Below are 12,868 nucleotides of genomic sequence, written 5' to 3'. Positions count from 1 at the left end.
GGCCTCTTCGGTGTCTGCGGGATGTTGGCGGGTCAGGTGGTGGGGACCGGGATCTGGGCGAGGATGAAGTCGACGCGGCGGCCCGGCTCGTCGGCGGGGACGAAGATCGGGCGGTATCCGGCGTCGTAGTAGCCCTGAACGATCAGCTCGTGGACACGGCGGATCTCGCGTTCCTTCGCGAAGACCAGGTCGTCCTCGGAGTCGAAGTCGTCCAGCGGGTCCAAGACGAACACCGCGTCGTAGCGGTAGACCCGGGTCGCCTCCTCAAGTTCGGGGTACGGGCCGAGGCCGAAGAAGGCGTCCCAGCCGTAGCCGTCGGGGATGCCGCGGTTGTAGAACCGCAAGCCGAACTGGTGGTCGCAGTACTCGGCGACGAACGCCGCCAGGACGTCGCGAGAGTAGGCGCGGCGGTCGGCGACCTGGAGGTGCCGGCCGAGCCGGTCGCGGTGCCGGCGGTAGATCTCCCGCGCCGGTTCGCCCTCACTCGCGGGCACGTTGCGGGCGTGGAGTTCGGCGATAACGGCTTCCTTGCCCGCGGACGGGCCGCCGGTCACGACGTAGCGGCGCGGCGGGGTGTCGGGATTGAGCAGGTCTTCCAGGCTCATGAGGTGGGCCCTTCCGGGTTGGTGTGCGGGGTGTTCGGGTCGGTGCCGCGGTCGCGGCCGGACAGGGCGTGCTGCCAGGCGGCGGCGATGTCGGGGCCGCCGGGGGCGGCTTCGAGGCGGGTGGTGAAGTCCGCGAGGCCAGCGGCGGGGTCGGCGAGCTGGATGAGAAGCAGTTCGGTGGCCGGGTCTAGGGGCGGGGTCCATCCGGCGTAGGCGGCGATCTGGTCCGGGCCCAGGCTGGTGTCGTCGGTGTCCAGGAGCGCGGCACCGTACGCGGCGCGGTACTCGGCGGCGGCCGCCAGGACGAGGGCATGCCGCCACAGCGCCGCCGTCGCCGCGGCGTTGGTCTCCGCCTCGGGGGCGTCCATGCTCACCAGGCGGGCGACGGTGAGCAGTTCGGCGCGCAGCAGGTACACCGCGCCCCACAGGCGGGCAAGGGCATGCTGGTGCTCGGCGGCCTCCCACGCGAACACATCCGCCGGCAGCACCAGCGGCCGGGACGCGGCACGGAGTTCGGGCGCGGTCGCGTGGCGGGCGGCGAAGGTGTCGCTGTCGCGACGCAGCTGCCACGCGACCAGGTCGACCAGCTTCGGCTCGATCCGCTTGCGGAAGTGGTGCACCTCGTACCCGGACGCATCCGCGGCGGCCTGGCGGCGGGCGGTCAGCGTCGCGCCCGACGTCGCGGCCTCGGCGCCGAACAGCAGCCGGGCTGCGACGGCGAGCTCGGTGTTCTCCAAGCGGTCCAGTTGCTCGCGGAGCAGCCCGTCCAGCGCGCGGGCCCGGTGTGACGGGTCGGCCGGGTGCAGCGTCCGGGCTTTCACCCCGCGCAGCCCGAGCAGGCCCGGCCCGCACGCTCCGAGGCGCACCGGGAGGCCGGCGCGCAGCAGCGCCCGGACTTCGGCCGCCAGACCGTCCTCGCTGCCGGTGGTGGGGCGGGTGGTGCCTTCGTCGGTCCGCATGACACCAGCGTCCCAGAGATGCCCACAATATGCCCATACCCAGGCCCAGAAAATAACCACATCTATGGGCAGGCGTACCTGGGGGTGCCCGGGTCGGAGAATCCCGTGATCTTCGACGCCGCGGCCCTTACCCTGCCGCCATGCCGATACGTCCCACGCCTGTGCCGCGCGTGCACACCCCCGGCGCCGACCTCCTGATCTTCATGGCCCGCATGCCGGGCCCGCATCCGGCGACGGCGCTCGCCGCCGAGCACGGGTTGTCCATGCAAGGCGTGAACCGGGCGCTGCGGATCCTGCGCGACCACGGATGGGCGGCCTCCGAACGCACCGACGGCACGGTGCGGCACACGCTCACCGCGCACGGCGAGGCCGCCGCGCGGTTCTACACGGCACTGCACGCCGCCCCGCTCGCGTTGACCCCCGTGCGCCTGGCGATGGTCGACGTCCTGGCCCTGCAAACGGACGCCGACTACTACGCCCACGACCTGGGTTCCCGCGCGACCGCGCACCACACCGCCGCCGCGGCACTGCTCACCGCACTGCACGAGTGCGGATGGGCCACCCGCACCCCCGAGCAGCACACACCGGACACGCCGGACCACCGCGCATTGCGCACCTATTACCGGCTCACCCGGGACGGCCGCCACGGGGTGGCAGCCATCGCCACCGCCGCCCGCCAGGCCCGCACGGAACTGGGATCGGTGCCGCTGTACACGTGACCCGGCCTATCGGAGAGCGACCCAGGGAGCCCCGGTCCCGATCCGTGTCGAGGCCTGGGCTCTCGCGCGTGGGTCAGCGGAGCCAGCGGCGCGCGGGGTCAGGCAGTGCGGCGAGCCGCGCCTGGACGGCTGTGGCGAGTTCGGCGTCGTGTTCGCGCATACGGTCTTTCCCGTCGTCGCGGATGCGTTTGGCCTCCAGGCACGGTCCGCACAGTTCGTTCTTCCGTGACCCGCGCGGCGCGGCTTCGACCTGCTCCCACCGGGCGTCGGTGAACCTGGCACCGCACCGGGTGCACACTGGACGACGCGCCTCCCGCGCGGCCGCGGCGTGCTCCTGGGCGCGGCGGTGCACCTCGGCGCGCTCGGCCTCGTAGAGCCGGTCGCCGTTCGGGTTGTCGAGGGCGTCGGTGAGGGTCTGCCAGCCGCTGCGCCCCAACCGCTTCCACACCGCGGCGCCGGCGCCGTGCGCGTCCAGTTGCTCGAGTTCGGTCACGACCACGGGCACGGCCTGGTGGTAGTTGACCGCGGTGATCTCGTCGTCGCCCGCCCGGGTGTAGTAGCGCCCGGCGCAGTACGGCCAGGCGCCTTCCTTCAGGCGCTGGATCCGGCTCGTGCGCTGCGCGGGCGTGGTGCCGGCGAAGACGAACGCGAGCGGCGGATAGCCCTCGCGGCCCGTCCCCGGATAGACCCGCGACCACAGCCGGAACGGGTGGACGTCCCCGTGCTGGGCGTACTCCGCCTTCTGCGCATCCGCCTTCGGGGCCAGGAGCTCGAACCACTCGCGGTACCGGCGCAGCTTCGCCACCAGTTCGTCGACCGGCTCGGTGCCGCGGTCGACTTCGACCAGGAGCACGGGGACGCCGGCGTCGGGGGCGCGGACCACCAGGTCGGCGTACTGGGTGTACCCGTACGGCAGCTTGTGGGCGACCTCGGTCTGGCATGAGAGCACCGTGCCGAACCCCGAGCCGATCAAGTGCGCCGCAGTGGAGGTGACCGCGGCGGCGTGCGCGTCGAACCCGCCCGCACCTCTTGCCCGCACCGCGCCGGCGGGCGGGGCCGGGCGCAGCGCCGACATCCTCACGTGCGGCGGCAGCATGGTCTTCGCCTCCGCATGACCGCGCGCGGTCAGCACCCACAGCTGGTGCCCGGACGCCAGTCGGCTCTCCACCCGCACCATCCCCCGCCGCCGGAGCTCGCCGAGCGTGTCCCGGGTGATCCGGTCATGGCGGTGGTGTGGACGGAGCATCCTCCACAACTGCTCGCCGGTCGCCCGCTGGAACACCGCGAGGGCGAGAAGGCAATCAGACCGGTGCACGCCAGTGCTCTGCCAGGCCGCGCGGACGGGAGTGGTTCCCTGCTGTGCCGAGGATCCAGGCACAGAAGGGAAGTCGAACCCGCCCTCGGGGCCCGCTTCCCAAGCCCCGCCTGGGATCGCGGGGTCTTCGGCCACGGCGGCCGCGGAGGGCGCCATGGAGGGGCCCGCGGAGGGGCGCGCGGCCCCCTTGTCCGCCGCCCCCGCACCGCCCCTCCCAGGCGACTGCGAGGCGTGCTCTGGACCGCCTGGCAGGCCGTTCCCCGCTCCCCCACCCGGCCCGGCCTGCCCGCTCCGACTGCCCCGCCCGGCCGTCCCGTTGTCGTTCTCGTCCACGCTGCGCCTCCCGGCACGCCCCGAGGCCGGCCCCTCGCCGACCCACGAACCGCACAGCGTGAACACCACCCCCTTGTCCGCGGTCTGGGCCAACCCGGCCAAGCCTTCTGACCAGCACAAACGCACCCGGCCTAGACCTCTCTAGGCCAACGTGGCCAAGGGTGCTGCGCATGTCCGATTGGGCCCCCTGTCCTCCTGGTTCGCCCCGAATCCGGAATGCGGTGCGCGCACCGGCCGCGTGGTGCGGTGCGCGGGGGCGCGCGCCGCGCGCCTCGGTCCGGTGCGCGGGGCGCCGCATGCGCGTGGTGCGGTCGCGCACCGCAGGCGCGCCGCCGACGCGGTGCGCGCACCTGCTGACCGCGTGGGAGCGATCCGCACCGCACGGCCGGACGCGCGCACCACCTCAAGCGCGCCGCGCCGGGATGCGCGCATCCTGGCGCGCGGCAAAGCGCCCGGCCGCTCGAAGACACCGAGCTGAGGGGACAAACCAGGACTGTCGAGGGGGTTATCCGGATTAATCAGACAGAACGACGGAGGGACAAACCGTAGCAGTCAAGGGGTATATCGGGATGAACCGGGTGTGGTTCCCGTGCGGCGCACCGCACCGTGCGCCGCACGAGTGTCGTGACAGCGCCATCGCGGACGCGCGTCGGTGCCGCGCCGCGCGTGCCGTGGCAAGGCGGCCCGGGGCATCTGTCAGTGGCGCGCGCACCGCACCGGCGGCCGGTGCGCGCGGTGCGGTGCGCGCGGTGCGGTCAGGCCTGGGTGCGCTGCTCGTCGTCGAGTTCGCGGCACACCTCGTCCAGTTCCGAGACCTGGTCGACCAGCGCCTCGAAGACTCGGTCCTTGGTCTTGTGCCGGCGGGCGCTGGCGCGGGTGCCGTGGGCGCCGAGGTCGATGCCGTCGACGAAGTGCGCCAGGTGCTGGATCGCCGACAGCGCCAGGCGCAGCGCGGTGACGGCGTCGACGTCGGCCGCGGCGACCGGTCCGTGTGCGATCGGGTAGCCGTTCGGGCGGCGTTGGGTGACGCGGTCCTGGTCCAGGCGCAGCCCGGCCGCGACCATACGCGCCAGGTGCACGCTCTGCGGCGGCACGTCCGTAGCCGTGTCGACCGGCTTCGGCAGGTTGTCGCCGGGGAAGCCGAGCAGCTGCGCGCCGAGGAGGTCCAGCAGCTGGCGGGTGACCTGGTGGTCGTGGGCGATGCCGTGCTCGTCGAGGACCAGGAGGTCGAAGTCGTCGGTCTCGAACGCGGTCATCGTCCAGGCCGGGAAGTGCCGGACCACGGCGACCTGGTCGCCGAACTCGGCGACCACGCCGCGCACGAGTGCCTCTGCGGCGTTGATGAGGCCGGCGCCCATCTGCAGTTCGGTGGCGACCACCAGGTGCCCGCCGTCCTTGGTCGGCCACACCCGCAGCCGCACGTGCGTCCGCGTCCCGCCCACGTCCCGGAACGACCAGGCGTGGTCGTCGCGCGCCGGCGCCTGCTTCACCGGCACCGGCAGGACAACATCGGCATCGGGCTTCGGCATGGGCGGTCCTCCCCCGTCGTGGACAGCTCGCTCCCCCACGCTAGCCACCGGCCCGGCCCGGGCGCCGACGAACCGCGAACCCGAGGGGCGGTCCGACGGCACACTGAGACGCTGCGAGATGGCGCGTAAGCGGATGCCGGACACCACCGACGCACAAGGGGGAGTGCTCACCATGACGGACAGGCCCGAACCAACCAGGGGCGAACTGGCGATCCCCAAAGCCGCCCAGGACGCGCTCGCCGCGGCGCTGGAAGTGCGCACCGTCGGGACGACGAAGGACCTCGGGGGGCTGGACTGGTACTTCCCGCTCGGCGTCCGCGACGAGGACCGTATCGAGTTCGCCCCGCTCCCCGGCGGCGAAGAGCTCTACCTGCGCATGGCCGACCACCGCGACCAGGTCCTCATCATCACCATGGACCAGTGGCACCAGATGGTCGCCCTCTTCCGCCCGCCGTCGGCCCCGAACGAAGCAGCTGATAGCCGGGACCCGTTCGGGTGAACACCTCGTCCCGGCCGGACTGCGCTCAGCCGCTGGGGTAGGCCGGGTGCATGACGACGGAGACGGAACTGCACGCCGCGGTACGGCTGTCCGTGAACCTGCTTCGGGCATACGTCACCCGCGACCAGGCCGCGGTCCACCGCGCCCTCGAAGGCCTGGACAGGCAGCGGCTGGAGCAGGTCCTGGCCGTGCTCATCGTCGGACACGACGTGAACTTCGACGAACTCGGCGAACCCTCGCACTCGGTGAAGGCCCTGCGCGCCACAGCTGCCCTCGCACCGATCGACGCCGAACTCGCCGTCACCACCGCAGTCGACCGCGTCGCCACGGGAGAGTCGGGGTTCCTCGGGGCGGTGGCGGACCTGGACGACCTCACCGGGCAGATCCACACCATGGCCGTCACCACCGCAGTCATGCTCACCGACGCCCTCGGCGCGGCCGGCGCCCTCCAAGAGACCGACAAGTGGCTCCGCACCGCCACCACATGACCCGGCCTTCCGCGGTCAGCTGACAACGCGGAAGTCCTCCCGGCTTCAGAAGACACGCGGCAGGCTGGGACACATGGAACCCACGCACGAAGCCGCCACCGGGCACTGGACCTGGGTCGAACTCCACGACGGGCCGATGAACGGCGCGCAGGCTTGGTGCCGCACCGACGGCGACGATTCCGGCACCGCCCTGGTCAGCGAACGGGGCACGTACCTCGGTGGCCGGTCCTGGTACGCACCCGACCCCGGCGGCATCTGGCGCTGGCACCGCGACAGCCCCTGACCGCCGCCAGGAAAGCGACGTCCGAGTGACGTTCAAGTGACGTTTGCCCGACGTCGGACACGTCACCCGCAGCGCGCTGACCAGCGGCGATCTCCCGAATTTTCGGAGACCACCTACGCATGCGTCCCCCATCTGGACGTAGCCGCCTCAAGCGGTCATCCGCCACCGAATCCTCCACAACGCAAAGAACCGGGAGTCATCCGGCGCAGGCGCACTCCCCTTGCCGAACGCCGGGACGTCATCCGGCGCCTTCCACGCTGCGCGACTGAGCCTGCAACCGCAGGGACTTCTCGCTTGGGCGCCGTCGGTTGTCCGCAGACAACCGTGAATGAGGCGGCGCTGAGGCGACCGTCATCTCCCGGGGGGCACTGTCTTGCTGCGACGCCGATCCATCGTGTCCTGCCTGTCGCGGTCGCCGAAAGGGCTGCGCTGCGCAGGAGGCCGGACAACCGGCCGCGTGGGCTCGGTGGGCGTAGCCAGGACAGTTCAACTCCGTTCACCTCCGGGCCGATTGCTGCCTCCTCGGGTGGGGCACACCGCTACGCTCGGAGTATGTGGTGATGGGCTACACAGCCCACGCTGGCATCGTGGGGGGCTCGATGTCCTGGGTTACATGGGTCTTCGGTGGCTTCGGTGTGGCGATTCCCATCGCCTTGGCTGGGTGGTTCTTCTTCGATCGGCGCAGCAGCAGCCGCCAACACCAGGCCGGTGGGGACCACTCGACGAACATCCAGGTCGGGAACGACCTCACCATCGGTGATGATTTCCGGTCCGGCAACACGTGATACGGCGTCAGCGACAGCGCTCCGGTGACAACTCGACCAACATCCAGGCCGAGGTCGTGCGCCTGGGGCCGTCGTACGAGGACGTGGCGGCGATCGCGCGCGACACATTCCGGGCCAACTTCCTGGCCCTGTCGACCGAGGCCGCACACCTGGCAGAGGCACGGGCAGCCGACATCGTGGACGCGGTGCTGCATCGCCTCGCCGCGGACGCCCCGGACAGGCTCGCACTGTTCGCCGAACCCTGGATGCAGCGATGCTTGTTTAAAGCCCAGGAGATCCATGCCTTTCGAGGCGACGCCGCCGTCGAAGGCGTCCTGATCGAGACGATCGTGGCCCAGACGAACACCACCCCGAACACGCATGCGGGCATCGTCCTCGAAGAGTCCCTGCTGCTCCTCCCCCGACTCACCCACACGCATCTGACGATGCTGGCCTTGACGTTCGTGGTGCGCGAAGCACCCCTAGGACCGCACGTCGAGTCCTATGAAGCCTTGCGCGCCCATACACGGGATTTCGTCGTGCCGTTCGTCTCCGGTCTGAACCCCGCCCCCCGCGACACCCTCCATCTCCTTCGGCTGGGCTGCGCCACGAAGCACGGGTACGAGGAGAGCCCTGTCTTCGCGGAGGTGGGGTGGAAATACCTGGCGCGATGGGATGAGCAGCACGAGTCACAGATGGACCGGGATGCCTGGTCGCGGCAGCACGACGAGGTGAACAGCAAGGCTCACAAGGCCGTCTACGAGGAGATCTTCGCCGAGCCGCTCCTGCCCGCCCACGAACGCGACGAGCGCCGTGAGTTGCTTCCCCCTCTTGACTGCACTCCCCCGGGCCTCGCGCTCGGCTACGCGAACGCACGCCGAGTCCTGGGAAGCCAACTCGACTTCGACCTATGTGAAGCCCTCAACGCCACAGGTCTCGACCCCGACGCGGACTGAGTGAGCACGGTTGCACGCTGTGGGGACGGTTCTCCGCGGACAGCAGCCCCGAAGACGCTCGCGAACTGCGTGGTGAAAGAGCCCAGTTGGGTGGCGTTGGATCGGGACGCCCCTCAGGTCGCAACTTTACCGCGGTAAAGGATCTGGCATTCCTAACGTGTCGCAGAACAGGACCTGATGCCACGTTAGTAAGGTACCTGTCATGACTTCCCCTTCAAGCGACCGCGAGAAGGTCGTATCCAAGCTGCCGGGATGGCTGTGGCAGGCGCTCAAGGTCCGGGCAGCCCAGCACCGCACGGAGATCCAGACTGCGGTCGAGAAGGGCATCGCCGCCTGGCTCTCCCTCGCCTCCGTTCCCGGAGCCGTCGACACGTCCGGCGCCGAGTCGTTCTCCACCTTGCTCCCCCGCGGCCAATGGAACGAGTTCCGCCAGGCCGCAGCCGACCGAGGTGTGTCCCTAACGCAAGGCCTGGCCCAGTCCGTTCAGCTCTGGCTGGAGATGAACCCGGTCCCGGCGACCCCCCGAGCTGAGCACCCGCGGCGACGGATCGTCTGCAACCAGAAGGGCGGCGTCGGAAAGACGGCGGTGTCCGCCGGCCTCGGCGAAGCTCTTGCCGAGAACCCCGACGCGCTCCATCTGGTGCGGATCTCCAAGCACTTCGCTGCTCTCCTCGACCAGGACGCCGGCGAGACCAGCGACCCGCTGGACTTCGAGGAACTGCCCGGGCTGGGCCGCCGCACCCTGCTGGTCGACTTCGATCCGCAGCGTCACCTGACCAGCCAACTGGGCCAGAACGAGATTCCGATGGACCCGGACGTCGACAGTCTCAGCAAGCACATGTCGGGGGAGGCAAAGAAGGACATCAGGGAGCTTGTCGTGCCGATCGCCGACGACCGGTACGGCGGCCGCCTCGATCTGCTTCCCGGATGCCAGGACGGCTTCCTGCTGGACGTAGCCCTGTCCAAGGTGCGGTTCCGTGAGGCCGCCCTCGAACGAGCGCTGGCTCCCCTGGAACCCTTCTACGACGAGATCGTCGTCGACTGCCCCCCAAGCCTCGGCCTCAGCATGGACGCCGCCCTCTACTACGGCCGCCGACGAGACGGCGAAGCCCCGGGCAGTTCCGGCGCGTTGATCGTCGTCCAGGCCGAGGACAGCAGCGCGGACGCGTACGACCTCCTGATCAGTCAGATCGAAGACCTCCGCGAAGACATGACCGTGGAGATCGACTACCTGGGGATCGTCGTCAACATGTACGACCCGCGCCGCGGCTTCATCGCCACGTCCTCGCTGCAGAACTGGTTCGACATAAAGGACCCGCGCGTGGTCGGCGTCATCGGCGAACTCACCGACCAACGCAAAGCCGTCCGCCTCAAGCAGCCGCTGCTGTCGTACGCACCGCGGGGCGAGCAGTCCGCCACGATGCGGGCCCTGGCCCGGGAGGTCTCATGACTCGTGTAGCCGATGAACTGGGCACCGGCTCCTCGTTCGCCCGCGCCCGCGGCGGTGTCAGCGCCCGCAGGCAGGCGGTCGCCGCGACCACCGGCGCCGCGACCGCCGGCGCCGCGGACAGCCGCCTGCGGGCACTGCCCCTGGCGCAGCTGATCCCGACGCGTTTCAACCCACGCCGGAACTTCGGGACCGAGGAAGCACAGCGCGAGTTCGGCCTGAAGCTGAAGAAGAAGCAGCTCCAGCCGGCCGTCGCAGTCACCCGCGAGGCCTACCTCGCGCTGTGGCCCGACGAAGCCGACAACATCGGGAACGCGCCGTACGTCATCGCCAACGGCGAGCGACGCTGGCGCGGGTCCCGAGCTGTCGGGCTGCCGACGCTGGACGTCGTGGTCGACGACGAGGTGGCGAAGTCCCGCGCGGACTTCCTGGACGCGGTGCTCTCCGAGAACAACGACCGCGAGGACCTCGACCCGATCGAGCGTGCCCTGGGCATCAGGACAATGACCGAGGAACTCGGCGGCAAAGCGAAGGTCGCGGAGTACTACGGGAAGTCCGCAGGGTGGGTCACCCAGCAGATGTACCTGCTCGACCTTGCTCCCGATCTGCAGGTCCTGGTGAGTACGGGGGATCTGCCGGTGCGGGAGACACGCGAACTGGCAAAGCTCCCAGCCGACGAGCAAGTCGACGCATGGCAGGCACGCCATGCCGTGCGGCAGGAGCAGCAGGCCCAACCGAAGAAGCGCCGGAAGGCCGCCGATGTGGAGGAGGGACGGCAACGCAAGGACGCGGGCTTTACCGCGGTAAAGCCCGCGCGGCAGCCCGCTCTCCCCCACCAGGCGTCGCCGGGTAGCTCACCCGGCACTCCTCCCGATGCCTCGGATGCGTTCGCCGAACTGGAGTCGGCCGTCGGACTGGCGGGGCGATTCGCCGAGGCTCTTGAGGAACTGCCCGCCTCGTGCGAAGCAGCGAGCCGCGCTGACCAGGCGCGCGCGCAGGCCTTGGTGTCTCGACTGCACGAGCACGTCGAGGCAGTGATCCAGCGCCTCCCTCCCCCGCTGTAGGCGGTCGGCTGAGCCGACCATTGCTCGAGGCCTCGGCTCCCGAAGTTCGGGAGCCGAGGCCTCGAGCATTTGCCGTGAGGGACGGACGCGTCCGCGGCTCTCCCCTGCAGTCGTCGAACGACGGCGGCGGCCGCTCCCGCCGTTCATGAGGGAGGCGCCCGGCGCTTCGATGTCACATGCCCGTGCCTTGGGCCGCTCGGGGAAGGCGGGTCTTGCCACCCCTGCTGCTCCTCTTCCCGAGGGGCTTCGTCTCCGTCGGCACGGACAACGTCGGCTGAGACCATTCTTCGGCTCGGGTGCCAGTCCTTGGACCCTTCGAAAGGCTGCGGAGTCTTCGTACACGGCGAGATGCCTACGGGCACGTGGAGGAGACAGCCCGGCCGCATGGCTTTACCGCGGTAAAGGTTGCCCTACCGCTGGGCCTCGGCTTCGCGGGCAACATCGCAGACCGCGGCTGTCGAGCTTCGGGATGGGGTGTGCGCTGGTGGGCCGGGGCGGCGGTACCAGGGCGTCAGCAGATCGACACGAGGCCTGGAGGAGCAGTGCTTCCTGCGCGGCCTGATGCAGCGGAACGGTTGCAGCATTGCCCACCGTTCCGTCGACGATCGGTTTCTCCGGCCAGGTAACGCTGCGGTGTGTCGCGCCCCACCTATCCCTACAAGCGGCACCGCGCCGCTCAGGGGAGGACGCGATGCCGGACGAACACCCCCCGGTTTCAACACGGGTACTCGAGGGCCGACTGCCCGACGATGGCAGCAGGCGCACCTGGATGCGCTGTCCGCACCGCCAGCCCGCCGGGCAGATGTGGGGGAGGCCGCGGTGAATCAATTCGAATCGCCGCCCCCAGCGACCACGGCTTGCCCCGACGAAAAGGATCACCACACGGGGTCACGCCACAGACGCAGTCCCGAAGCCGTGGAGGAGTACTGCCGTTTCTATCGGCAGGAGTTCACAGCGTTGTGTCGCTTCTTGTACAGGCGCGGCGCAGACTTCGATGACGTCCGCGACATTGCGCAGGAAGCCATGCAGGACTTGTGGCTCCAGTGGGACGCCATCTACGCCCCGCGTAGTTGGATCCGCGTTGTGGCGTCCCGCAAATGGTGTGCCACACGCTCCACAGCGTGGCGGGTCACGACGTCGCTACCCGAGATCGCGTCGGGAGACCACATCGACGAGCGGGCCTGCGCTGCGTTCGGGCTGTCCGACGAAGAGGCTCACGTCCTGCATGTGCTGCGCACACTGCCCAGCCGCCAAGCGCAGGTCCTCGCCTGGACCCTGGACGGCTATACCCCGGCCGAGATCGCCGCACGGATCTCCTCGACGGCAGGCGCCGTTCGCAAGGCCTTGTTCGATGCGCGTAGCACCCTCAAGCTGCGCAACCTCCGGAGTGGGGGACTGCAATGACCAACGACAACTGGTCGGCAAGGACCGATCCCGAGTTGGACGCGATCCTGGCCTCGAGTGGCGACCGAGTCGGCCGCTGGTTCGAGCAAGACCAGGAGGCCGGCCTCAGTGCGGTGTTGGCACTCACCGGCGATGCCCCTGTGCCGCCGGAACCCGTGGTGACACCGACCCTCGCCGACGAAAAGGTGTGGTCCTTGCTGTGCGCTGCCGGCGTTGGCCCTTCGAGGACTGCGACGCCCACTGCTTCCGCAGGGCTGTTGGTGCGTGTGGCCGTCGAGGTCGTGGGCGCTGTCGAGTCGTTGGAAACGCCGACCCGATCCGACAATGCCGAGCACCACGACGGTGGCCGGCGCAGGGTCGCCGACGTGTCGTCAGACGAGCCTGTCGACGGGGAGGCGGGCCGCATCGTGGCCCTGGTCGAACTCGCCCAGGACGGGGACGGCGAGGCGTTCGCCCAGTTGTACGACAACTACCTCGACACGGTGTACCGCTACATCTACTAC

13 protein-coding genes and 1 pseudogene are annotated in these 12,868 nt (G+C 70.1%); 10 read left to right on the top strand and 4 right to left on the bottom strand.

Annotation, left to right across the window (positions count from 1 at the left end; all coding sequences use genetic code 11):
* Window positions 1-32 precede the first annotated feature (32 nt).
* Together AB0C36_RS32440 and AB0C36_RS32435 are read right to left on the bottom strand one after the other, a co-directional pair.
* Window positions 33-605, bottom strand: coding sequence for an AAA family ATPase (locus AB0C36_RS32440; RefSeq protein WP_358361207.1), 573 nt, complete (start codon window positions 603-605; stop codon window positions 33-35).
* The gene (locus AB0C36_RS32435; protein ID WP_358361204.1) at window positions 602-1,564 is read right to left on the bottom strand and encodes a hypothetical protein; all 963 of its coding nucleotides are present in this window, start codon (window positions 1,562-1,564) and stop codon (window positions 602-604) included. Before AB0C36_RS32435 ends, AB0C36_RS32440 begins: the two co-directional genes overlap by 4 nt.
* A gap of 140 nt (window positions 1,565-1,704) precedes the next feature.
* Here AB0C36_RS32435 and AB0C36_RS32430 point away from each other — a divergent pair, with 140 nt between their 5' ends.
* Window positions 1,705-2,283: a hypothetical protein gene (locus AB0C36_RS32430; RefSeq protein ID WP_358361202.1), complete on the top strand. Its 579-nt coding sequence runs from the start codon at window positions 1,705-1,707 to the stop codon at window positions 2,281-2,283.
* A 73-nt stretch (window positions 2,284-2,356) separates the two neighbouring features.
* Here AB0C36_RS32430 and AB0C36_RS32425 read toward each other — a convergent pair whose 3' ends face one another.
* Both AB0C36_RS32425 and AB0C36_RS32420 read right to left on the bottom strand, forming a co-directional pair.
* Window positions 2,357-3,598 carry a replication-relaxation family protein gene (locus AB0C36_RS32425; protein ID WP_358361199.1) on the bottom strand — a complete coding sequence of 414 codons (1,242 nt, stop codon included), beginning with the start codon at window positions 3,596-3,598 and terminating at the stop codon, window positions 2,357-2,359.
* Window positions 3,599-4,686: 1,088 nt separating this feature from the next.
* Window positions 4,687-5,460 carry a hypothetical protein gene (locus tag AB0C36_RS32420; protein ID WP_358361197.1) on the bottom strand — a complete coding sequence of 258 codons (774 nt, stop codon included), beginning with the start codon at window positions 5,458-5,460 and terminating at the stop codon, window positions 4,687-4,689.
* Between the two features lie 172 nt (window positions 5,461-5,632).
* Between AB0C36_RS32420 and AB0C36_RS32415 the strand changes: the two genes are divergently transcribed.
* From AB0C36_RS32415 to AB0C36_RS32375, 9 genes and pseudogenes are all read left to right on the top strand, one after another.
* A complete protein-coding gene (locus tag AB0C36_RS32415; RefSeq protein ID WP_358361195.1) occupies window positions 5,633-5,959 on the top strand; it encodes a hypothetical protein in 327 nt (108 codons plus the stop codon).
* Between the two features lie 50 nt (window positions 5,960-6,009).
* Window positions 6,010-6,447: a hypothetical protein gene (locus tag AB0C36_RS32410; RefSeq protein ID WP_358361193.1), complete on the top strand. Its 438-nt coding sequence runs from the start codon at window positions 6,010-6,012 to the stop codon at window positions 6,445-6,447.
* 73 nt (window positions 6,448-6,520) lie between these two features.
* On the top strand, window positions 6,521-6,730 hold the full coding sequence (locus tag AB0C36_RS32405) for a hypothetical protein (protein ID WP_358361190.1): 210 nt from the start codon (window positions 6,521-6,523) through the stop codon (window positions 6,728-6,730).
* A gap of 554 nt (window positions 6,731-7,284) precedes the next feature.
* A complete protein-coding gene (locus AB0C36_RS32400; protein ID WP_358361187.1) occupies window positions 7,285-7,515 on the top strand; it encodes a hypothetical protein in 231 nt (76 codons plus the stop codon).
* Window positions 7,512-8,450, top strand: coding sequence for an LPO_1073/Vpar_1526 family protein (locus tag AB0C36_RS32395; protein WP_358361185.1), 939 nt, complete (start codon window positions 7,512-7,514; stop codon window positions 8,448-8,450). The genes AB0C36_RS32400 and AB0C36_RS32395 overlap by 4 nt, the downstream gene beginning before the upstream one ends.
* 202 nt (window positions 8,451-8,652) lie before the next feature.
* Window positions 8,653-9,900 carry a ParA family protein gene (locus AB0C36_RS32390; RefSeq protein ID WP_358361182.1) on the top strand — a complete coding sequence of 416 codons (1,248 nt, stop codon included), beginning with the start codon at window positions 8,653-8,655 and terminating at the stop codon, window positions 9,898-9,900.
* Entirely contained in the window at window positions 9,897-10,961 is a 1,065-nt protein-coding gene (locus AB0C36_RS32385; RefSeq protein ID WP_358361179.1) for a ParB/RepB/Spo0J family partition protein, read from the top strand. Before AB0C36_RS32390 ends, AB0C36_RS32385 begins: the two co-directional genes overlap by 4 nt.
* Window positions 10,962-11,780: 819 nt before the next feature.
* Complete coding sequence (locus AB0C36_RS32380) at window positions 11,781-12,365, top strand: RNA polymerase sigma factor (protein WP_358361176.1); 585 nt, start codon at window positions 11,781-11,783, stop codon at window positions 12,363-12,365.
* Window positions 12,362-12,868, top strand: a pseudogene (locus AB0C36_RS32375) (hypothetical protein); the annotation flags it as partial. The gene AB0C36_RS32380 and the pseudogene AB0C36_RS32375, both read left to right, overlap by 4 nt.

Origin of the sequence: Streptodolium elevatio (genome assembly GCF_040649515.1) — a bacterium.
Lineage (GTDB): Bacteria > Actinomycetota > Actinomycetes > Streptomycetales > Streptomycetaceae > Yinghuangia > Yinghuangia elevatio.
The sequence above is the reverse complement of the archived record's forward strand: the minus strand, read 5'-3'. Positions and strand labels throughout refer to the sequence as shown.

What these genes read in the sequence shown, in the direction of transcription:
- AB0C36_RS32440 (WP_358361207.1), bottom strand. Translation starts at nt 605, where the DNA reads ATGAGCCTGGAAGACCTGCTCAATCCCGACACCCCGCCGCGCCGCTAC.
- AB0C36_RS32405 (WP_358361190.1), top strand. Translation starts at nt 6,521, where the DNA reads ATGGAACCCACGCACGAAGCCGCCACCGGGCACTGGACCTGGGTCGAA.
- AB0C36_RS32385 (WP_358361179.1), top strand. Translation starts at nt 9,897, where the DNA reads ATGACTCGTGTAGCCGATGAACTGGGCACCGGCTCCTCGTTCGCCCGC.
- AB0C36_RS32410 (WP_358361193.1), top strand. Translation starts at nt 6,010, where the DNA reads ATGACGACGGAGACGGAACTGCACGCCGCGGTACGGCTGTCCGTGAAC.
- AB0C36_RS32415 (WP_358361195.1), top strand. Translation starts at nt 5,633, where the DNA reads ATGACGGACAGGCCCGAACCAACCAGGGGCGAACTGGCGATCCCCAAA.
- AB0C36_RS32430 (WP_358361202.1), top strand. Translation starts at nt 1,705, where the DNA reads ATGCCGATACGTCCCACGCCTGTGCCGCGCGTGCACACCCCCGGCGCC.
- AB0C36_RS32420 (WP_358361197.1), bottom strand. Translation starts at nt 5,460, where the DNA reads ATGCCGAAGCCCGATGCCGATGTTGTCCTGCCGGTGCCGGTGAAGCAG.
- AB0C36_RS32435 (WP_358361204.1), bottom strand. Translation starts at nt 1,564, where the DNA reads ATGCGGACCGACGAAGGCACCACCCGCCCCACCACCGGCAGCGAGGAC.
- AB0C36_RS32390 (WP_358361182.1), top strand. Translation starts at nt 8,653, where the DNA reads ATGACTTCCCCTTCAAGCGACCGCGAGAAGGTCGTATCCAAGCTGCCG.